Source organism: Stenotrophomonas sp. YJH_SMC_57, assembly GCF_059369755.1.
In genome coordinates this window covers 297,389-318,034 of record NZ_JCAFSZ010000004.1, presented here as the reverse complement: position 1 = coordinate 318,034, position 20,646 = coordinate 297,389, and the positions used below count along the sequence as shown (strand labels likewise).

The 20,646-nt window shown below is 67.8% G+C and carries 18 protein-coding genes; 9 read left to right on the top strand and 9 right to left on the bottom strand.

The window, feature by feature from the left end:
- Positions 1-55: 55 nt before the first annotated feature.
- Together AC5P7U_RS07265 and AC5P7U_RS07260 are read left to right on the top strand one after the other, a co-directional pair.
- Complete coding sequence (locus AC5P7U_RS07265; RefSeq protein WP_495220924.1) at positions 56-1,159, top strand: catalase family peroxidase; 1,104 nt, start codon at positions 56-58, stop codon at positions 1,157-1,159.
- The gene (locus AC5P7U_RS07260) at positions 1,156-1,692 is read left to right on the top strand and encodes a cytochrome b (protein ID WP_004153827.1); all 537 of its coding nucleotides are present in this window, start codon (positions 1,156-1,158) and stop codon (positions 1,690-1,692) included. Before AC5P7U_RS07265 ends, AC5P7U_RS07260 begins: the two co-directional genes overlap by 4 nt.
- Positions 1,693-2,205: 513 nt before the next feature.
- Here the strand turns inward: AC5P7U_RS07260 and AC5P7U_RS07255 are convergent.
- Genes AC5P7U_RS07255 through AC5P7U_RS07240 form a run of 4 tightly spaced genes read right to left on the bottom strand, consistent with a single transcriptional unit; the run spans position 2,206 to position 5,695 of the window.
- The gene (locus tag AC5P7U_RS07255) at positions 2,206-2,808 is read right to left on the bottom strand and encodes a response regulator transcription factor (protein WP_008268231.1); all 603 of its coding nucleotides are present in this window, start codon (positions 2,806-2,808) and stop codon (positions 2,206-2,208) included.
- Positions 2,805-4,019 carry a sensor histidine kinase gene (locus tag AC5P7U_RS07250; protein WP_495220923.1) on the bottom strand — a complete coding sequence of 405 codons (1,215 nt, stop codon included), beginning with the start codon at positions 4,017-4,019 and terminating at the stop codon, positions 2,805-2,807. The genes AC5P7U_RS07255 and AC5P7U_RS07250 overlap by 4 nt, the downstream gene beginning before the upstream one ends.
- A 6-nt stretch (positions 4,020-4,025) precedes the next feature.
- A complete protein-coding gene (locus AC5P7U_RS07245; protein WP_197563508.1) occupies positions 4,026-4,802 on the bottom strand; it encodes an ABC transporter permease in 777 nt (258 codons plus the stop codon).
- Positions 4,799-5,695 (bottom strand): ABC transporter ATP-binding protein, encoded by an 897-nt coding sequence (locus AC5P7U_RS07240; RefSeq protein WP_308308044.1) that lies wholly within the window; start codon positions 5,693-5,695, stop codon positions 4,799-4,801. Before AC5P7U_RS07240 ends, AC5P7U_RS07245 begins: the two co-directional genes overlap by 4 nt.
- A gap of 202 nt (positions 5,696-5,897) precedes the next feature.
- Here AC5P7U_RS07240 and AC5P7U_RS07235 point away from each other — a divergent pair, with 202 nt between their 5' ends.
- The 4 genes from AC5P7U_RS07235 (at position 5,898) to AC5P7U_RS07220 (ending at position 10,445) form a co-directional block, all read left to right on the top strand.
- On the top strand, positions 5,898-7,145 hold the full coding sequence (locus AC5P7U_RS07235) for an efflux RND transporter periplasmic adaptor subunit (RefSeq protein WP_308308043.1): 1,248 nt from the start codon (positions 5,898-5,900) through the stop codon (positions 7,143-7,145).
- Between the two features lie 102 nt (positions 7,146-7,247).
- Positions 7,248-7,937, top strand: coding sequence for an ABC transporter ATP-binding protein (locus tag AC5P7U_RS07230; RefSeq protein WP_004153799.1), 690 nt, complete (start codon positions 7,248-7,250; stop codon positions 7,935-7,937).
- Between the two features lie 14 nt (positions 7,938-7,951).
- Positions 7,952-9,109, top strand: a complete 1,158-nt coding sequence (locus AC5P7U_RS07225; RefSeq protein WP_197563502.1) for an FtsX-like permease family protein — start codon at positions 7,952-7,954, stop codon at positions 9,107-9,109.
- A gap of 13 nt (positions 9,110-9,122) precedes the next feature.
- Positions 9,123-10,445, top strand: a complete 1,323-nt coding sequence (locus AC5P7U_RS07220) for an ABC transporter permease (protein ID WP_004153797.1) — start codon at positions 9,123-9,125, stop codon at positions 10,443-10,445.
- 75 nt (positions 10,446-10,520) lie between these two features.
- Here the strand turns inward: AC5P7U_RS07220 and AC5P7U_RS07215 are convergent, their stop codons facing one another.
- Positions 10,521-10,904 carry a YrhB domain-containing protein gene (locus AC5P7U_RS07215; protein WP_495220921.1) on the bottom strand — a complete coding sequence of 128 codons (384 nt, stop codon included), beginning with the start codon at positions 10,902-10,904 and terminating at the stop codon, positions 10,521-10,523.
- A gap of 274 nt (positions 10,905-11,178) precedes the next feature.
- On the opposite strand from AC5P7U_RS07215, the gene AC5P7U_RS07210 reads away from it, so the two are divergent.
- Positions 11,179-14,004: a TonB-dependent receptor gene (locus AC5P7U_RS07210; protein WP_414555229.1), complete on the top strand. Its 2,826-nt coding sequence runs from the start codon at positions 11,179-11,181 to the stop codon at positions 14,002-14,004.
- Between the two features lie 120 nt (positions 14,005-14,124).
- Here the strand turns inward: AC5P7U_RS07210 and rarD are convergent, their stop codons facing one another.
- Entirely contained in the window at positions 14,125-15,024 is a 900-nt protein-coding gene (gene rarD, locus AC5P7U_RS07205; protein WP_308308041.1) for an EamA family transporter RarD, read from the bottom strand.
- The gene (yedA, locus tag AC5P7U_RS07200; RefSeq protein ID WP_495220920.1) at positions 15,021-15,926 is read right to left on the bottom strand and encodes a drug/metabolite exporter YedA; all 906 of its coding nucleotides are present in this window, start codon (positions 15,924-15,926) and stop codon (positions 15,021-15,023) included. Before yedA ends, rarD begins: the two co-directional genes overlap by 4 nt.
- Positions 15,927-16,149: 223 nt before the next feature.
- Here yedA and AC5P7U_RS07195 point away from each other — a divergent pair, with 223 nt between their 5' ends.
- Both AC5P7U_RS07195 and AC5P7U_RS07190 read left to right on the top strand, forming a co-directional pair.
- On the top strand, positions 16,150-17,484 hold the full coding sequence (locus AC5P7U_RS07195) for an MFS transporter (RefSeq protein WP_008265793.1): 1,335 nt from the start codon (positions 16,150-16,152) through the stop codon (positions 17,482-17,484).
- 67 nt (positions 17,485-17,551) lie between these two features.
- Positions 17,552-17,851, top strand: coding sequence for a hypothetical protein (locus tag AC5P7U_RS07190; protein ID WP_049456605.1), 300 nt, complete (start codon positions 17,552-17,554; stop codon positions 17,849-17,851).
- Positions 17,852-17,925: 74 nt separating this feature from the next.
- Here the strand turns inward: AC5P7U_RS07190 and AC5P7U_RS07185 are convergent, their stop codons facing one another.
- Together AC5P7U_RS07185 and AC5P7U_RS07180 are read right to left on the bottom strand one after the other, a co-directional pair.
- Positions 17,926-19,578, bottom strand: coding sequence for a M28 family metallopeptidase (locus AC5P7U_RS07185; protein ID WP_279944517.1), 1,653 nt, complete (start codon positions 19,576-19,578; stop codon positions 17,926-17,928).
- A 105-nt stretch (positions 19,579-19,683) separates the two neighbouring features.
- Positions 19,684-20,616, bottom strand: a complete 933-nt coding sequence (locus tag AC5P7U_RS07180; protein ID WP_004153782.1) for an MBL fold metallo-hydrolase — start codon at positions 20,614-20,616, stop codon at positions 19,684-19,686.
- Positions 20,617-20,646 lie beyond the last annotated feature (30 nt).

Here is a 20,646-nt window from a genome sequence, read left to right as displayed (position 1 = left end):
TGCGAGGATGTGCGGGTCGACCACCCACACGCTCCGTGAAGGCAGGAACCCGACCATGTCGCTCTTCCGCTATACCCGCGCCGGCCAGGCGCCGGGCGCACCGCGCAGGCATTCGCCACTGCTCTGGATCGCACTGATCGCGCTCATCCTGGGTGCCGTCGCACTGACCTTCGCCTGGCTGGCCGGCTGGATCGGCAACCGCCTGACCGCGCAGCGCTTCACCGACACCATCGAAGCCACCGGCCCGGCGCATCCAGGCTTCCGCCGTGCGCACAGCAAGGGCATCTGCGTGAGCGGCTGGTTCGAACCGAGCGCGCAGGCGCCGACGCTGTCCAGCGCACGGATGTTCTCGCAACCGCGCGTGCCGGTGATGGGGCGGCTGTCGATCGGCGGCGGCGATCCCTACGGTGCCGACAACACCGCGCGCGTGCGCAGCCTGGCGGTGCAGTTGGTCAGCGATGACGGCCAGGAGTGGCGGATGGCGATGAACAGCTTCCCGTTCTTCGCCGTTCCCGATGCCGAGGCGTTCTTCGAGCAGACCCGCGCCTCCATTCCCGACCCGGCCACCGGCAAGCCCGACCCGCAGAAGATGGCGGCCGTGCTGGCGAAGTACCCCAGTGCACAGGCCTTCCAGCAATGGGCCAAGACCGCGCCGTGGACCAGCAGCTGGGCCGACACTACCTTCAACAGCGTCAACAGCTTCTGGTTCACCAACGCGCAGGGCCAGAAGCGCGCGGTGCGCTGGCGCTGGCAGCCGCAGGCACCGGTGGTGGAAATGGACGCCGAAACGCGCAAGCAGGCCAGCGTCGATTTCCTCAGCCAGGAACTGCAGCAGCGCCTGGCCAGCGGTCCGGTGCGCTGGAACCTGGTCGTCAGCACCGCCGAGCCCGGCGACGCCATCGATGATCCATCGGTCGCGTGGCCCGAGTCGCGTGAACAGGGGGTGGCCGGCGTGCTCAGCCTGGACCGCATGCAGTCGCAGGAAGAAGGCGCCTGCGGACAGATCAACTTCGATCCGCTGATCCTGCCCAGCGGCGTGCGCGGCAGCGACGATCCGATCCTGGCCGCACGCTCGGCCGTGTACTCGCAGTCGTTCAACCGCCGCGAGCGCGAGCGCGCCAGCGGCAACGTGGAGCAACCGAAGGAGGCCGCACGATGAGCACCGGCAATGGCCACTTCAACCTGCTGGCGCGGGTACTGCACTGGTCCATGGCGCTGATGATCATCGCCATGCTGTTCATCGGCGTGACCATGGTCGCCTCGCTGCATCTGCGTCCGGTGCTGATCGACCTGCACCGTCCACTGGGCATCGCGATCCTGCTGCTGGTGCTGCTGCGCCTGTATAACCGGCTGCGCCATCGCCCGCCGCCGCTGCCGGCCGATCTGCCGGTGTGGCAGGTGATGGCGGCCAAGGCGTCGCATTGGATGCTGTACGCGCTGATGCTGGCGATGCCGCTGATCGGCTGGGCGATGCTGTCGGCCGGGGGTTACCCGATCGTGCTGTGGGGTGGCCTGCACCTGCCGCCGATCGTGCCGCACACCCCGGCGCTGTATGCCGCGCTGCGCAACGCGCACAGCCTGCTGGCCTATGTATTGTTCGCCACGGTGCTGATGCACGTGGGGGCGGCGCTGTTCCACCTGTGGGTGCGGCGTGACGGGGTGTTCCAGGCGATGGCGCGCGGGAAGGATTGATCGGGTTCGCCGGGAGTTCCCGGCGGATCGTTTCCGCGCCTGCGGGGAGGTGTCACTTTCTTTGCTCGTGCACCGCGCTGCAGGAGCAGCGCGGAACGGCGCAGCCGGCCCGTAGGGTGGCGCACATGGATGTGCGCCATCAAGAAAGTAACCAAAGAATCGCTCCGCCGGCCGCGAGCCGGCGTGCTTCGCACGTCGGTGCCCTGCGCTCAAGGCGGACTGGAAGGTCAAGATCAACGGCAACAGCATCCACCCATGGCGTGGTTCCACTGGGTGCAGCTGTGGCATTTGACCTTGGGTCCGCCTTGAGCGAGCCGAGCATCGCAGGGGAATCAGGGGCGAAGAGGCGCCGGTGTCTGAGCGCAGCGAGTTCGGCGCCGTCCCCTGATTTCCCGAGAAGCGCAGGGCACCGGTGCGCAGCACCGGCTCGCGGCCCGGCGGCGTGTTTCTTTGGTTACTTTCTTTGCACGAGCAAAGAAAGTGACACCCCTCCGCGGTCGCGGAAATGATCCCCTACAACCACCCCTTCTGCCGCGCCAGCCGATACGCCTCGATGCGATTGGCCACGCCCAGCTTGCCGATGCACTCGGACAGGTAATTGCGCACCGTACCGTGCGACAACCCCAGCTGCTCGGCAATCTCGCTGGCCGTACGGCCCTCGCCCGCCAGCCGCAGCACCCGGCGCTCGCGGTCGGTCAGCGGGTCGGCCTGCGACCACGCATCCAGCGCCAGCTGCGGGTCGATCGCGCGGATGCCCTGGTTCACCTTGCGCAGTGCGTCGGCCAGATTCTCGGCCGGTGCGTCCTTCAACAGGTAGCCCAGCACGCCGGCCTCCAACGCGCGGCGCAGGAAGCCGGCGCGGGCGAAGGTGGTCACGATCACCACCTTGATCGGCAACTCATGGCGGGCGATGCGCTGCGCCAGTTCCAGCCCGGACAGACCCGGCATCTCGATGTCGGTCACCAGGATGTCCGGCTTCAGCTGCTGCAGCATCCGCCATGCGGCTTCGCCGTCGGCGGCGCTGCCCAGTACCTCGATATCAGGCTCCAGCCCCAGCAGCGCCGACAACGCACCCCGTACCATCGCCTGGTCTTCGGCCAGCAGGATGCGGATCATGCCGCACCGCCCGGCGCCAATGACGCCGGCGGCAACGGCGTGCTGGCGGCCACCAGCGGCACGCGCACGGTCAGTACCGTGCCTTCTCCGCGCGGAGACTGCAGCGTCAACTGGCCACCCAGCGCCGCCGCCCGTTCGCGCATGCCACACAGTCCATTGCCCTCGGCCTGCACGCCACCGCGCCCGTCATCGCGTATCTGCATCGCCAACTGTCGTTCCTCAAGCATGAAATCCACCTGCACCCGGGTCGCCTGCGCATGGCGCACGATATTGGTTGCCGCTTCGCGCAGCACCAGCGCCAGTCCACGTTCCACGTCCACCGGCATCGGTGGCGGCGTCGCGTACTGCAGGTGCACCTGCTGGCATTCCAGCAGCAGGCGCGCCGAAGCCAGCTCGCCGGCCAGGTCACTGGCGCGGATGCCGGTCACCGCACTACGGACCTGTGCCAGCGCCTCGCGGGCGATCGCCTCGGCCTCGCCGATCTCCTGCCGCGCGCGCGCGTCGCCACGGTCGTGCAGCTTGCGCGCCAGCTCCAGCTTCAACGTGATCAGCGACAGGGTGTGGCCGAGCAGGTCATGCAGGTCACGGCCGATGCGTTCGCGCTCGGCGGTGGTCGCCAGCCGCCGTACTTCGTCCTGCGACAGCTGCAGGGCAACGTCGCGCTGCTGGCTCAGGGCCTCCACGTTCACCACCAGCCCGACAATGAACGACACCGCCGGCATCCACACCATGGCCTGCCACGGATAGCCGAAGTACAGCGCGGTGCCGCAGAACAGCAGGTTCAGCCCGGTCAGCTGCAGCAGGTACGCCCACCAGCTGCTGCGCCCGCTCATGCGGATCATCACGCAGCCGAACACAAAGTAGCTCAGTCCCGAGGGGTACCAGGGCAGCAGCACCAGCGCCAGCACGATCATGCCCAGCGCATAGCGCCACCCATGGTGCCGTGGCGCCAGCATCACCCTGGCGTAGAGCAGCAGGAACAGCGGATAGCTGACCAGGGTCAGCAGCAGCCAGCGCAGCGTGAAGCCATTGCCCAGCACCGGGGTGAGGAAGATCCATACCGACCACAGCAGGTGGATCGCGCCGCTCCAGGGCGACTTGCCACGTCGCAGCAGTTCGGCCACGGCCGAATCCGGCGCAGGGCGCAGCAGGGACGCAAGCCAGCTCGACGACACGGGAGGATCCAGGCGGGGACGAACGTTGCCGATCATGCCAGTTCAGCCGATCCGGCGCAGGCGGCGGCGCGCCAGCAGCAACGCCACCACGGTCACCGCCAGCAGCACCAGCAGATGGCCGCCGATGCTGCCGGCCGACGGCAGCCCGACCACCGGCAGCGCCAGCTGCGCCAGATGCCAGGTCGGCCACAGCGGTGCCAGCGTCGAGAACAGCGCAGGCAGCGCCGACAGCGGCAGCCACAGCCCCGACAGCAGGGCCAGCGGCAGGTAGACCAGGTTGACCATCGCCGGCGCCGCACTGGCGCTGACATGGCTGCCGATCAGCAGGCCGATCGCCCCCAGCGGCAGCGCGGCCAGGCCGGCCACCGCCAGCAGCTGCAGCACCTGCGCAGGATGCAGGTGCACGCCACCCAGCACGCGCGCCACGCCGATCAACAACGCGCCCACCAGCAGCGCGAACATCACGGCCATCGCCAGCCGTGCCAGCAATGGTGCCGCCGCCGGCATCGGCAGCGCGCGCTTGAGGGTCAGCAGGCCGCCTTCGCGGTCCAGCGCGAGCTGCACGCCGAAGCCGAACAGGGCCGGCGCCATCGCGCCGAACACGCAGTAGGTGGCCAGCAGGTACAGCGGCGCATGACCCCGCCCCAGCAGCACGCCGAACAGCAGGTAGAACAGCACCGGGAACAGCAGCGACGGCACCGCGAACGCGGGCGTGCGCCAGGCGCGGCGCAGCTCGGCCTGCAGTTCAGCGGCGTAGGGCCGCAGGGCGCGGCGCCATCGCGGATGCACGGCTGCAGGCGTACGGATCAGGGTGTTCATGCGACCTCCCGGGTCATGTCGAGGAAGGCGTCGGCCAGCGCCGCGCCCTGTACTTCCAGCTCGCACAGCTGTGCGTCGGCGGCCAGCAGGCGCGCCACCACCGGCTCGGCCGGGCTGGCCAGCAGCTGCAGGCGCTCGCCCTCGCGCTGCACCTGCTGCACGCCGGGCCACTGCCGCACGTCGTCGGCAAGCAGCGTGCTGCGGCAGCGGATGCGGCGCGGCCGGTCGGCCAGGCGCAGTTCGGCCAGCGGCGCGTCGGCCAGCACCCGGCCCTGCTCCAGCACCACCACCTGCTGCGCCAGCGCTTCGGCCTCCTCCAGGTAATGGGTGGTCAGCAGCACGCCGCAGCCCTCGGCCACGTGCTGCCGGATCGCCTGCCACATCCCCTGCCGCGCCTGGATGTCCAGGCCGGTGGTGGGCTCGTCCAGGAACAGCACGCGCGGGCGGCCGCAGATCGCGATGGCGAACTGCACGGCACGCTGCTGGCCACCGGACAGCTGGCCGTAACGGCGCCGCGCCAGCGCCTGCAGGCCGGCGCGCTGCAGCACCTCCGGCAAGGGCATGGGGTCGGGATAGCAGGCGCTGGCCTGCGCCACCAACTCGTCCACCTGCAGCATCGGCGGCAGGCTGGTGCTCTGCAGCATCACGCCCAGGCCCAGTCGGCTGGCGCGCTGCTGCGGGTCGCCGCCGAGCAGTTCGACCTCGCCGGCATCGGCCCGGCGCAGGCCCAACAACACGCTGATCGCGGTACTCTTGCCAGCACCGTTGCGGCCCAGCAATGCCAGCACCTGGCCAGCGCGGACCTGCAGGTCGATGCCATGCAGGGCGGTATGGTCGCGATAGCGCACCTGCACCTGCTGCAGGCGGGCCAGCGACGGGGCGATCGGATCCATGGGCGGTACCGGTAGCGGGGACGTTGCCATCCTGTGCCGCCGTGGTCACGTTTCGCAGTTGCCGCCGTCAGTGTCATCGGATGACAGCTGTCACTGCCATCATCGCCGTACCTGCCTTCATGCTGTGCCGCACGCTCCCTCGCCGGAACCGCCGCCGTTCGCGCTTCCGGCCACACCCGCCCGAACGCCTGTGATGGAACGAATGAACGCTTCTGCCGAGCTGTTGAAGGAACTCCGTATCGACCGCAAATCGCCGCCGACTGCCTCCGGCGGCAGTGGCGGTGGCCGCCGCTGGCTGTGGATCGCGATCATCGTGGCCGTGTTGCTGATCGCCGCCGCCGTCGCCTTCCTGTTCGGCCGCTCGCCGGCCGTGGAAGTCGAAACCGCGCCTGCCGTGGCCATCCAGCAGGGCAGCGCCAGCAGTTCGGTGCTCGACGCCAGCGGCTACGTGGTGGCCCGGCGCATGGCCACAGTCTCGGCCAAGATCACCGGCAAGGTGCGCGAGGTGATGATCGAGGAAGGCATGCGCGTGGAGCAGGGCCAGATCATGGCCACGCTGGACCCGATCGATGCCGACGCGCAGCGCAGCCTGTATGCCTCGCAGCTGCAGGCCGCGCGCAGCCAGGTCGCCGGGCTGGAAGCGCAGCAGAAGCAGGCCGCGGCCGAAGCCAGCCGCCTGCAGGCGCTGGTCGGCCAGCAGCTGGTCTCGCGCTCGCAGTACGACCAGGCCGTGGCCCAGCGTGACAGCCTGCGCGCCCAGCTCGACACCGCCCAGCGCAACGTCAAGGTCGCCCACGACCAGTTGGCCATCGCCGACCTCGGCGTGGACAACAACGTGGTACGCGCGCCGTTCTCCGGCGTGGTCACCGCCAAGGCGGCGCAACCGGGCGAAATCGTCTCGCCGCTGTCGGCCGGCGGTGGCTTCACCCGTACCGGCATCGGCACCATCGTCGACATGGACTCGCTGGAGATCGAGGTCGAGGTCGGCGAGGCCTTCATCGGCCGCGTGCAGCCGAAGATGCCGGTGGAAGCCACGCTCAACGCCTACCCGGAATGGAAGATTCCGGGCGAGGTGATCGCCATCATTCCCACCGCCGACCGCGGCAAGGCCACGGTGAAGGTGCGCGTGGCACTGAAGGTGAAGGACCCGCGCATCGTGCCGGAGATGGGCGTGCGGGTCAGCTTCCTGGAGCAGGCACAGCCGCAGGCCGCCAGCACGCCGCAGGGTGTGCGCGTGCCGGCCGGCGCGGTGGTGCAGCGTGAAAGCAGCACGGTCGCCTTCGTGCTGGGCGATGACAGCCGCGTGCAGCAGCGCACGGTCGAGGCCGGCCAGGCGATGGGCAAGGACCGCCAGATCCTCAAGGGCGTGAGCGCGGGCGAGTCGGTGGTGGTCAATCCACCGGAGACCCTGCGCGATGGCGCCAAGGTGCAACAGAAACAAGCGCAGTAACGGCCTGGCGCCCCCGCGCGCCGCCGGCAGCACCGCTCGACGCACGCCCGCGGCCACCGCGGGCGCATTGCCCCGTTTCCCGCCTTCCGTGGAGAACCACCCATGTCGACCCTGGTTTCACTGCGCAACATCACCAAGACCTACCAGCGTGGCCCCGAGAAAGTGCAGGTACTGCACGGCATCGACCTGGACATCGCGCGCGGCGACTTCGTCGCACTGATGGGTCCGTCCGGTTCGGGCAAGACCACCCTGCTCAACCTGATCGGCGGCCTGGACAACCCCAGTGGCGGCGAGATCAGCATCGAAGGCGAGCGCATCGACCAGATGAGCGGCGGCCAGCTGTCGACCTGGCGCAGCCACCATGTCGGCTTCGTGTTCCAGTTCTACAACCTGATGCCGATGCTGACCGCGCAGAAGAACGTCGAGCTGCCGCTGCTGCTGACCCACCTCAGCGCCGCGCAGCGCAAGCGCAATGCGGAGATCGCACTGACCCTGGTCGGCCTGGCCGACCGCCGCAGCCACCGCCCGAATGAACTGTCCGGTGGTCAGCAGCAGCGCGTGGCGATTGCCCGCGCGATCGTCTCCGACCCCACCTTCCTGATCTGCGACGAACCCACCGGCGATCTCGACCGCCAGTCCGCCGAAGAGATCCTGGGCCTGCTGCAGCAGCTCAACCGCGAGCACGGCAAGACCATCATCATGGTCACCCATGACCCGAAGGCGGCCGAGTACGCCACCCACACGGTGCACCTGGACAAGGGCGAGCTGGCCGACGCCCCGCTGGCCCACTGACGGAGGCCACCGCGATGAAATACTTCTCACTGGTGTGGGCGCAGCTGTTCCGCAGCCGCACACGTACCTTGCTGACCCTGCTCTCGGTGGTGGCTGCGTTCCTGCTGTTCGGCATGCTCGACTCGGTGCGCGTGGCCTTCAATTCCGGCGGCAGCGTGGAAGGCGCCAACCGGCTGGTGGTGGCCTCGCGGCTGTCGATCACCCAGTCGCTGCCGATCCGCCTGGAGACCCAGATCCGCCAGGTCGCCGGCGTGCGTGATGTGGCCTATGGCATGTGGTTCGGCGGCATCTACCAGGACCCGAAGAACTTCTTTCCGAACTTCTCGGTGTCGCCCAACTACTTCGATGTCTACCGCGAGCTGCAGATCGATCCGGCACAGCTGGAAGACTGGAAGCAGACCCGCACCGGCGCCATCGTCGGCGAAACCCTGGCCAGGCAGTTCGGCTGGAAGATCGGTGACACCATCCCGCTGCAGGCCACGATCTTCCCGCGCGGCGGCAGCAACGACTGGCCGCTGGAACTGAAGGGCATCTACCGCTCCAAGGACCGTGCGCTGGCCGCCAACGAAGAACGCCAGTTGATGATGAACTGGAAGTACTTCGATGAATCCAACGACTACATCAAGAACCAGGTGAGCTGGTACACGGTGACGCTGGACAATCCCGACCACTCTTCGCGGGTGGCGCAGGCCATCGATGCGATCTCGGCCAACTCCGACCACGAGACCAAGACCCAGACCGAGTCGGCGTTCCAGCAGGCCTTCGTCAAGCAGTTCGCCGACATCGGCATGATCGTCACCTCGATCATGGGCGCGGTGTTCTTCACCCTGCTGCTGCTGACCGGCAACACCATGGCGCAGGCGGTGCGCGAGCGTGTGCCGGAACTGGCCACGCTGAAGACGCTGGGCTTCAGGGACAGCACCGTGCTGACCCTGGTGATGGTGGAGTCGGTGCTGCTGATCGGCCTGGGCGGCCTGATCGGCATGGGCCTGGCCGCACTGGTGCTGCCCGCGATCAGCCCGAAGAGCATGGGCATGCTGCCACCGCACGTGCCGACGCCGACCTGGCTGATGGGGCTGGGCCTGATCGTGGTGATCGGCATCATCGTCGGCTTGTTGCCGGCGCTGCGTGCCAAGCGCCTGAAGATCGTCGACGCACTGGCCGGCCGCTGAGGAGGACACCGACATGTTCAAGAGCAAACTCAAGAAGTGGCTGGGCAACGCGCTGACCGTGCTGCTGCTGGTGATCGGCCTGGTACTGTGGATCAGCCTGCCGTGGATCGGCGTACTGGCCGTGGCGGTACTGGTGGCGCTGTGGCTGCTGCTGACCCGCGGCGGACGGCTGGCACTGGCCGCCACCCGAATCGGGGTGGCCAGCCTGCCGCAGCGCTGGGGCGCCTCCTCGGTGATCGTGGTCGGCATCGCCGGCGTGGTCGGCGTGCTGGTGGCGATGCTGGCGATGGGCGAAGGCTTCCAGGCCACGCTCAACAACACCGGCGATGACACCACTGCCATCGTGCTGCGCGGCGGCTCGCAGGCCGAGACCAACTCGGTGATCACCCGCGAGCAGGTGCCCACGCTGTCCACCCTGCCCGGCATCAGCCGCGATGCGCAGGGCCGGCCACTGCTGTCGCCGGAGCTGTCGCAGGTGGTCAACCTGGTCTCGAAAGCCGATGGCACCGACGTCAACGCGCAGTTCCGTGGTGTCGGCCCGCAGGCGTGGGCCGTGCATGACAAGGTCAAGATCATCGAAGGGCGCCGGTTCGCCGCCGGCCTGCGCGAGATCGTGGTCGGCCAGGGCGCACGCGGCCAGTTCCGCGATATGGATGTCGGCAGGACGCTGACGCTGGGCAACCAGACCTGGACCGTGGTCGGCGTGTTCGCCACCGGCGATGCGCATGATTCGGAACTGTGGACCGATGCCGATACGCTGGCCACCACCTATCAGCGCAGTGCCTGGCAGTCGATCAGCGTGCGTACCGATGGCAAGGCCGGCTTCGAGCAGTTCAAGGCCGCCGTCGCCGCCGACCCGCGGCTGAAGCTGGACGTGGAAACCACCCGCGTCTACTACAGCAAGCAGGGCGGCGGGCTGACCAAGCTGATCGACATCCTCGGCAAGGTGATCGGCACGATCATGGCGGTGGGTGCGGTGTTTGGTGCACTCAACACCATGTATGCCGCGGTGGCCACGCGTGCGCGCGAGATCGCCACCATGCGTGCGATCGGGTTTCGCGGCCTGCCGGTAGTGACCGCGGTGATGCTGGAGACGATGCTGCTGGCGCTGCTCGGCGGGCTGCTCGGTTGCGCGGTGGCGTGGCTGCTGTTCAACGGCTACAGCGTGTCCACCATCGGCAGCAATTTCAGCGCGGTGGTATTCAAGTTCCATGTGTCGCCGGAACTGCTGTGGACGGGCCTGAAATGGGCATTGGGCATCGGCCTGGTCGGCGGCCTGTTCCCGGCGCTGCGCGCGGCGCGATTGCCAATCACCACCGCACTGCGCGAAACCTGAGCATCACGCAGCGATACAACGCGCATCACGCAGGGGGACGGAGCGAAGGCTCCGTCCCTTTTTCGTTTGCCGAACTCAGAAATCTGCCGCTGCGGCATCAGACAGCGGGGCGCGCGAGGCCAGGTGCTGGCGAAGGACCTCCTCCGGCGGATACGCCGTTCCCAGCGCGTGCTGCTCGCCCGTATGCCGGTCGACGAAGATCGGTCCATTGCCGGCCAACGCATCCGAGATTTCGCCGGATTGCAGGTAGCGCAGCGACTGGAAGCAGAACAGCCAGCCTTCGACCACTTCATGCTCATGCGTGATGGCAACCGGCTCATCATCTCTTGCAAGCGCAGCCTGCACGCGACGGCGAGCTTCTTCGAGCTGGATCATTCGTTCATCTCCCACTTTCGACGACAACGCGAAGAGCATTTCATGCAGGTTGATGCATCGCAACGGATGCGCGCCTGCATGCAAGCGCGCGCTGCGGCGTGTTGTCGCAACCCCTCAAGCGTGCCGGGTTGGTGCCGCTATCGATGCCTCTGCCCATTGCAAACGCAGCGCACGTGACGTTGCGCACAGTGCATCTGTGGATTGTTGGTTGCGATTCATTTTCGCACGCATGCAGCAGCACGGAGGCAAACAGTTACCGATGGAAACACTCTAGAATCCGGCCCCCCACGTTGGTTTGCAGCACCCCACGCGCCCACAGAACGGGCGCTTGTTTTTCCTGAAACACGAGATGTCACGGATGTCCCTGAAAACCACTCCGCTGCGCAACGCGATCGTGATCGCGCTGGCCGCCAGCTGCACCACCCCCGCCTTTGCGCAGAGCGCCGGCGATACCACCACCAACCTCGACCGCATCGAAATCACCGGCTCGCGCATCCGCCAGGCCAGTGTCGAAACCGCACAGCCGGTGATCGCGCTCAGCCGCGCCGATATCGACAAGAAGGGCTACGTCAACGTCGCCGACATCCTGCAGGACATTCCTGCAGCAGGCGCGCCCAGCATGAGCCGCGCCTCGTCGCTGACCTCCTCGCGCGACTTCGGCGGCATGTACGTCAGCCTGCGCAACCTGGGCCCGGAACGCAGCCTGGTGCTGATCGACGGCCGACGCATGGGCGTCAGCGCCGGCGGTTATTCCGATCTGGCCTCGATCCCGTCGGCGATTGTCGAGCGCGTGGAAGTGCTGACCGACGGTGCCTCCGCGCTGTACGGCTCGGACGCCATCGCCGGCGTGGTCAACATCATCACCCGCAGGAACTTCGACGGCGGCCAGGCCAGTGCCTACGTCGGCCAGTACGGCGAAGGCGACGGCCAGAAGCGCTCCTACAGCGCCACCTTCGGCAAGACCTTCGACCGCGGCTGGTTCAGCATCGGCGCCGAGCGCACCAAGGAAGAGGAGGTGCTGGGCAAGGACCGCGAGTTCAGCCGTTACCCGAATGGCCCGCGCCACCCCAATGACGGCCTGAACGGCAACACGCCGTGGGGCTACGTCACCGTGGGTGGCAAGAACCTGACCGTGGGCCCGGGCGGCGACCCGAGCAAGGCGGGCAACTTCCACGCGCCGGACCCGGCCGACGGTGCCAACACCAAGTCGAACATGAGCCTGCAGACCGGCCTGGAGCGCACCTCGGTGTTCGCCAACGGTGGCTTCTCCATCACCGACGACCTGCGCATCGTCGCCGACGCCCTGTACAGCAAGCGCGAGTCGATCAAGCACCTGGCCGGTTACCCGTACTCGGTGAGCGCCGCGCAGGCACGCAGCGGCAGCCGCGCCGCGCTGTCCAAGGACAGCGCATTCAACCTGTGGGGCCAGGATGTGCTGTTCGCACACCGCACCGAGGAACTGCCGCGCGGCACCGAGAACAATCTGGAAACCAAGCGCGCCAGCATCGGCCTGGAAGGCAGCTTCGAAACCGGTTCGCGGTACTGGGACTGGAACGTCAGCTACATGTACAACCGCAATGAAGGCGAGCGCATCGGTACCGGCAGCATGTACCAGCCGCACGTCAACCTGGCCGTCGGCCCGTCCTTCATGGATGGCGACGTGGCCCGTTGCGGTACGCCGGGCGCGGTGATCGCCGGCTGCGTGCCGTGGAACCCGGCAGCACCGATGGGCTACACCGGCCCGGGCTCGCTGAGCAACCAGGACGTGCAGGACTACCTGTTCACCCGCTTCGTCGACAAGATGCAGAGCACCACCAAGGTCGCCAGCGGCAACATCTCCGGCTCGCTGTTCACCCTGCCGGCCGGCGACATCCTGGCCGCGCTGGGCGTCGAACACCGCAGCGAAGAAGCCAGCTACACCCCGGATGCGAAGGTGCAGAAGGGCGAGATCGCCGGTACCAGTGGCCAGCCGACCCGTGGCAACTACTCGCTGAACGAGGTCTACTTGGAACTGCAGGTGCCGCTGCTGGCCGACCTGCCGTTCGCCCGCGAACTGTCGCTGGACGTGGCTGGTCGCTACTCGGATTACAACAACTTCGGTTCGACCACCAACAGCAAGTTCGGGCTGAAGTGGAAGCCGATCGACAGCCTGCTGGTGCGCGCCACCTACGGCACCGGCTTCCGTGCGCCCACCGTGGACGACCTGTACGGTGGCACCGTCAGCAGCCGCGACGCGTTCACCGATCCGTGCGATACCTCCTTCGGTACCGCCGCCACCAGCGCTGCCGTCGCCGCCCGCTGCCAGGCGCTGAAGGTGCCGGCCAACTTCCGCCAGCTCAACAGCGATGGCAGCGTGGCCACCAAGCCCGGCCAGCAGGCCACCACCGATTTCAGCTCCGGTTCCAACCCGGAACTGAAGCCGGAAACCGCCAAGACCTGGACCGTGGGCCTGGTGTACAGCCCGGACTTCGTGCCAGGCCTGGACGTCAGCCTGGACTGGTGGAAGATCCGCATCAACAACGCCATCGTCGGCGAGTCGGCCACCAACCTGCTGGAACAGTGCTACGTGCAGGGTTCGGACGCCGCCTGCGGCCGCTTCACCCGCGGCAGCAACGGCCAGGTCAACAGCCTGGACCGCTCGCTGGTCAACGCCGGTTTCCGCGAGACCGCCGGCTATGACATCAACCTGCGCTACCGCCTGCCGGACACCACGTTCGGCAAGTTCGCCGTCAACTGGAACACCACCTACACCGACTACCTGGAGCAGCGCAACGACAACGCCGTCACCACTCCGGTGGAACAGCGTACGGGTTGGGGCGGCGACTTCCGCGTGCGCTCCACCTTCAACCTGGATTGGCAGTACGGCGACTTCGGCATCGGCTGGACCGCGCGCTACTACTCCAGCATGAAGGAGAAGTGCTCGTACATGGACGAGTGCAACCTGCCGGACTTCAACTCGCCGTACACCAGCACCTCGCCGACCAACAAGGTGGGCTCCAACACCTTCCACGACCTGCAGGTGCGTTACAGCCTGCCGTGGGATGGCACCGTGTCGCTGGGCGTGAACAACGTGTTCAACCACCAGGGTCCGACCATGTACAGCCAGCCGAACAGCAGCTTCACCTACTACGGTGGCTTCGACATCGGCCGCTTCATGTACATGAAGTACCAGCAGCGCTTCTAAGCCTGCACCCGCGTTCCCGCCACCGCCATCTCTCTCTCCTGGCGGTGGATGGAAGCAGAACGGCGCCCTTCGGGGCGCCGTTCTTTTTCCTGCATCGTGTTCGCCGGGCCTGGCCCGGCGCTATCGTTTCGCAACGCGCATCGTGCGGATGTTGTCGCCGACAAACAGCACCAGGCCGGCCCAGATCGCCGCAAAGCCGATCGCCTTGCCGGTATCGAATCCTTCGTGGAAGAAGAACACGCCCAGCAGCAGCTGCAGGCTCGGCGCGATGTACTGCAGGATGCCGACCAATGACAGCGGGATGCGCTTCACGCCGTAGGCAAAGCCGATCAGCGGTACCGCAGTGACCGCACCGCCGAAGATCAGCAGCAGGTCGTTGCGCCAGCCCCAGCCATGGAAGAAGGCACCGCCGTGGCCGTTCTCGGCCCAGATCGCGAACGCCAGCGCCGGCAGGAACAGGTACAGGCTTTCCACGCCCAGGCCAGCCACCGGATCGACCGAGACCAGCTTGCGCAACAGCCCGTACAGGCCGAACGAACAGGCCAGGCCCAGCGCGATCCACGGCGGCGTGCCGGCATCGATGGTCAGCCAGGCCACGCCCACCGCCGCCATCGCCACCGCCACCCATTGCAGGCGGCGCAGGCGTTCCTTCAGTACCAGCACGCCCAGCAGCACGTTCACCAGCGGATTGATGAAGTAGCCCAGGCTGGTCTCGATCACATGCCCGGCATTGACTGCCCAGATGTACAGGCCCCAGTTGAAGGCAATGGTCAGGCTGGACACCAGCAGGATCGGCAACGCGCGCGGCTGCGCCGCAATCTTCTTCCACCACCCCAGGCGCGAGCTGATCAGCAGCCAGCCCAGCACCATCACCGTGCTCCAGATGATGCGGTGGGCGATGATCTGGAACGAGGGCACTTCATTGAGCAGGTGCCAGTACACCGGCACCAGCCCCCAGATCACGAAGGTGGACGCGGTGACCAGCAGGCCCCGGCGTTGTTCTTTCTCGTCCATGCTCATTGCTTTCGCGTCCTTGCCATCGTCAACACCACCACGCCCAGAAGAATCACCGCCATGGCCAGCAGGTCGCGCCAGCCGAACCGTTCACCGTTGAGCAGCGCGCCCAGCAGCACCGCGATCACCGGGTTGACGTACGCGTAGCTGCCCGCGAGCGCCGGGCGCACGTTCTGCAGCAGCCATACATAAGCGGTGAACGCGACGATGGAACCGAACACGCACAGGTAGGCCATCGCCAGCAGGCCGCTGGTGTCGGGCAACGTGGTCGGGCGCTCGCCCACCACCAGGCCGATCAGCACCAGCAGCACGCCGCCGCAGATCATCTGCCCGGCCGCGGTCATGAACGGGCCCGGCAGATCCAGGCCGCGCGCCCACACCGAACCGAACGCCCAGCCGACCGGTGCGATCAGCAGCAGCACCAGCCCGGTTGGCGATGCGGTCAGGCTGCTGCCGGCATTGAGCCAGACCACGCCCAGGAAGCCGATGGCGATACCCAGCCACTCGCCGCGGCTGGCGTGCTGGCCGCGCAGCGCCGAGAACAGCGCCATCCACAGCGGCACCGAGGCCACGGCCGTGGCGGCCAGGCCCGAGGACACCTCGCGCTCGGCCAGCACCACCATGCCGTTGCCCAGCACCAGCATGGTCACGCCCATGATGACCAGGTTGCGCCACTGCCGCAGGGTCGGCCTGGGCAGCTTCCAGAACAGGCGCAGCGCCAGGTACATCACCCCGCCGGCAATGATGAAGCGGCTGCCGGAGACCATCGTCAGCGGCAGCGCGCCGCCGTGCAGGGCCTTGGCGATGCCCAGGTAGGTCGAGCCCCAGACCACATAGACCAGCAGCAGTGCCAGCGCGACAAGGCCACCCCGGGGGGCAGCCGCAGACGGAGAGGGGGGAGCCGACATGACGCACCAAGGAGCCGGGGGAAGGCGGATTCTAGGACGTTTTGAGTATGGTCCGGGACCCCGGACGATGGCACGCTGTCATCCATCCATGCACCCTGCTCTGGTCTGCTACCCCGTGTTGACGGTCGATGCAGTACCAAGAGGGCTGCCCGGCCGCGCCGCCCCAAGGCCGGGCGCCGTTTTCCCTGCGCACGGACGCGCCGCATCGAGGATTCCCACCCAGATGAGCACCACGTCCCAACCTGCTGTTCCCGCGAACGACCGGGCCGCCCTGCGGCGGTCGATCTCCAACACCCTCAAAGGCTCTGCCGGCAACCTGGTGGAGTGGTACGACGTCTACGTGTACTCGGTGTTCGCCGTGTACTTCGAATCGCAGTTCTTCTCGCCGGACGACAAGAACTCCACCATGTACGTCTGGGCGATCTTCGCCGCCACGTTCCTGATGCGCCCGATCGGCGCCTGGTTCTTCGGCCGCTTCGCCGACCGCCACGGCCGCCGCCTGGCGTTGACCGTGTCGGTCACCCTGATGGCCGTCTGTTCCTTCCTCATCGCCATCACGCCCACCGCGGCCAGCATCGGCATCTGGGCGGCGGTCATCCTGCTGTTCGCGCGCCTGCTGCAGGGCTTCGCTACCGGCGGTGAGTACGGTGCCAGTGCCACCTACATGTCCGAGGCCGCCATTCCCGGCCGCCGCGGTTTCCTGTCCTCGTTCCACTACGTCACCCTGGTCGGTGGCCATGTGCTGGCCCAGCTGACCCTGCTGCTGATGCTGACCTTCTGGGGCAAGCCGGAAATCTCCGAGTGGGGCTGGCGCATCGCCTTCGGCATCGGTGGCATCGCCGCGGTGGTGGTGTTCTGGCTGCGCCGGGGCATGGACGAGTCGCTGTCGGAGTCGTCCATCGAGGCCGCGCGCGAAGGCAAGGCACAGAAGTCCGGCTCGATGTACGAACTGTTCGTGCACCAGTGGCGGCCGCTGCTGCTGTGCTTCCTGATCACCGCCGGTGGCACCGTGGCGTTCTACACCTACTCGGTGAACGGCCCGAAGATGATCCAGAGCGCCTTCGCCGGCAACGACCCGATGACCGGCACCCTGATCAACCTGGGCGTGCTGACGTTCCTGATGGTGCTGCAGCCGGTCGGTGGCTGGCTGTCGGACATCATCGGCCGCAAGACCCTGCTGGTGTTCTTCGGCGTCGGCGGCGTGCTGTACAGCTGGTACCTGATCACCCAGCTGCCGCACCAGCATGACGCCACCCTGGCCTTCCTGACCCTGGCCATGGCGTTCGTCATCCTCACCGGCTACACCTCGATCAACGCGGTGGTGAAGGCCGAACTGTTCCCCACCCACGTGCGTGCACTGGGCGTGGGCCTGGGCTATGCGCTGGCCAACTCGCTGTTCGGTGGCACCGCCCCGCTGCTGTACCAGGGCGCGCTGAAGACCGGCCACGTCGACTGGTTCGCCATCTACGTGACCGCGACGATCGCGGTATCGTTGGTGGTCTATGTGTTCTTCCTCACCAACAAGGGCCCGAACTGGCTCGACGGCACCCGCAAGTAAGGGCGCTGTAGTGATCGCGGCCACCGGTGCAATGCCGGTGGCCGCTGCGTCTGCCGCCTCGCCACTGATGTGGATCGCGGCGGCGCTGGCGGCAGCCACGGCACTGGCCTGGCTGCTGCGCCGTCCCGGCGCGCAGGCAGCGTGGCCGCGCATCGGCTTCGGGATTGCCCTGCTGGTGTTCTGTGCCGCGCTGGCGTTGCAGCTGGCGGTAGACCTGGGCAGCGGCCACAGCTCACTGCAGCTGCGCCTGCATCGCGGCATCAACGCAGGGTCGCCGGTTGGCCTGCGCACGATGGTGGCGTGTTATCTGGCAGCGCTCGCCGTCAGTGGCTGGGGCGCATGGAAGCTGCTGCGCCAGCGACGGTAGTGCCGGCCGCTGGCCGGCAACCACGCCGTCTTTCCGAAGGTTCATGAGGTTGCCGGCCAGCGGCCGGCACTACCTCAGCGGCGGGCGGCTTCGCTCTTGTCGCGCGCGCCGCGGAACTCCGATTCCTTTTCCCAGGTCGGCCAACGGCGGCTGTTGGCCAGCTCGGCGCCCAGGTCGTAGACCAGCAGGGTATCGGCGGCGTGGCCACTCGGGTCCCAGCTCGGGGTCCAGGCATCGCAGGCCTGGTGGTAGCAGTCGGCGAAGTACTTCTCGCGCAGCGCGCGGCCGGCTTCCACGCCACCGTCCAGCTTGTCCAGGCCCGGGCCGATGGTGATCGCCGGCACGCCCAGGCGGGCGAACGCGAAGTGGTCGGCGCGGTAGAAGAAGCCCGCCTCCAGGTTCGGGTCCGGGCTGTAGCTGCGGCCGCGGGCCTTGGCCACGCGCTCCAGGTCGCCTTCCAGCGACACCCGGCCCTTGCCCCACGACGCGATGTCGCGGGTCGGGCCGTCCGGGCTGAACATCTCAATGTTCAGCACCGCGGCGGTCTTGTCCAGCGGCGCCAGCGGATGCGCGGCGTAGTAGCTGGCACCCAGCAGGCCCTTCTCTTCGGCAGTCAGCGCCACGAAGTACAGCGTGCGCTGCGGCTGCGGGCCTGCGGCAAACACGCGGCCCAGCTCCAGCACGGTGGCCACGCCGGTGGCGTTGTCGATCGCACCGCGACGGATGCGGTCGCCCTTGGCGTCGGGCTGGCCGATGCCGAAGGCATCCCAGTGCGCCGAGAAGATCACCGCCTCGTCGCCGTGCTCGCCGCCGGGCAGCTTGGCCACCACGTTGCGGGTCACCACCTGCTCGCGCTTCAGCGCGAAATCCACGCTCAGCGTTGCGTTGTCCAGCGCCACCGGGCGGAAGTCGGCGCGCATCGCCTTGCGCTTCTCGGCATCGAAATCGAGACCGGCGTCGGCGAAGATCGCCTCGGCCAGTTCGCGCTGCATCCAGCCGCGCAGCGGCGTGTGCTGGGCCATCGCCTCGGCCTGGCCGCGCTCGATGTCGAACAGCGGCGAGGTGCCCGAGCTCTTCACCGTGGCCCAGCCGTAGGCGGCCGGCGCGGTCTCGTGCACGATCAGCACGCCTTCGGCGCCACGGCGTGCAGCTTCCTCGAACTTGTAGGTCCAGCGGCCGTAGTAGGTCACCGCCTTGCCATCGAACGCACCCGGCGCATCGGCCTCGAAATCGGCATCGTTGATCAGCACCACGGCGATCTTGCCGTGCAGGTCCACGTCCTTGTAGTCGTTCCAGTGGCGTTCCGGCGCGTCGATGCCGTAGCCGACGAACACCAGCGGCGCGTCCTTGATCTGCACGCGCTTGCGCGGCTGCAGGCTCTGCAGGGTCACGTCCTCGCCGTTCACCAGTGCACGCGTGCCACCCTTCAGCGACAGGCTGGCCTTGGCAGCGCCGTCCAGCTGCGCACGCACCAGCGGCACCGGCTGCACCCAGCTGCCGTCCACGCCGCCCGGCTGCAGGCCGTAGCTGCGGAACTGCTCGATCAGGTACTGCACCGTGCGCTCTTCGCCTTCGGTGGCCGGCGCGCGGCCCTCGAATTCATCCGATGCCAGCACGCGCACATGGCGCGACAGCGCCTGCGGATCGATGCCGCCGCCGGGCAGGTCATTGGCCGCCTGGGCCAGGCCACCCACGAACAGGCAGGACGACAGCAGCAACACGCGCATCGGATTCACGGCAATACCACGGCAGGCTTGGAAGTCACCAGAGTGTAACGTGGTCATGACGTCGCAGCGCAGCGTGGGCTCGCCTCATCCACGCATGGCGTGGATCTACCTGCTGATGCGGTCCAGCCAGCAGGCCAGGCCCTGCGCGTTGAGCTCGATGTCCATCGCCAGCACGGCCGTCACCGCGGCCTGGTCCAGCGCGCAGCCATGCTGCTGCGCGCGCTCCAGGTACAGCGCCTGCAGCGCGGCCAGCAGGCAGCGATGGCGGTCGGGCCGGCCATCGCACTGGCGGCCGATGGTGGCCATCGCATCGATCTGCTCGAACAGATCGTCGGCCAGCTTCTGCACCTGCTCGACGCGGCCATAGTGGGTCAGGTACATCGCCTGCGGCGCGTAGTCGAGCATGCGCCGGATCGAGGCCTTCATCGCCTCCGGGTCGAACTGCACCGGCGACGAGGTGGGGAAGATGAAAGCGCCCTGCGCGCTGTCCAGCTCGCGGTAGGAGATGCCGAACGTATCACCGGTGAACCAGCTGCGGCTGCGCGCGTCCCACACGCAGTAGTGGTGCAGCGCATGGCCCGGCGTGTGCAACAGCACCAGCTCGCGGCCGGCCAGATCGATGCGGTGCCCGTCTTCGGCCACCACCACGCGCGTCTCCGGAATCGCCTCGATGCGGCCGTAGCTGCGCGCTATTTCCTCGGCGCCGTACACCGCCGTGGCACCGGCAATCAGCCGGGTCGGGTCGATCATGTGCGGCGCACCGCGCGGGTGCAGTACCGCCCTGGCGTTCGGCAGCTGCTGCATCAGCAGGCCGGCGCCCCCGGCGTGGTCAAGATGCACGTGGGTGAGCAGCAGCCAGTCCACCGCTTCCACGCCCAGGCCGGCGTCCGCCAGCGCCTGCAGCATCGCCGGCACCGACAGGCCGGTGCCGCAGTCGACGAACGCGGCGCGGCCGTTTTCGACGATGAGGTAGGCCGCGTCGAAGTCGGGACGCTGGAAGCCGGTATCGATGGTGTGGATGCTGGGATCGGCGGTCATCGGCACGCACCTGGCAGGATCAGGAACAGA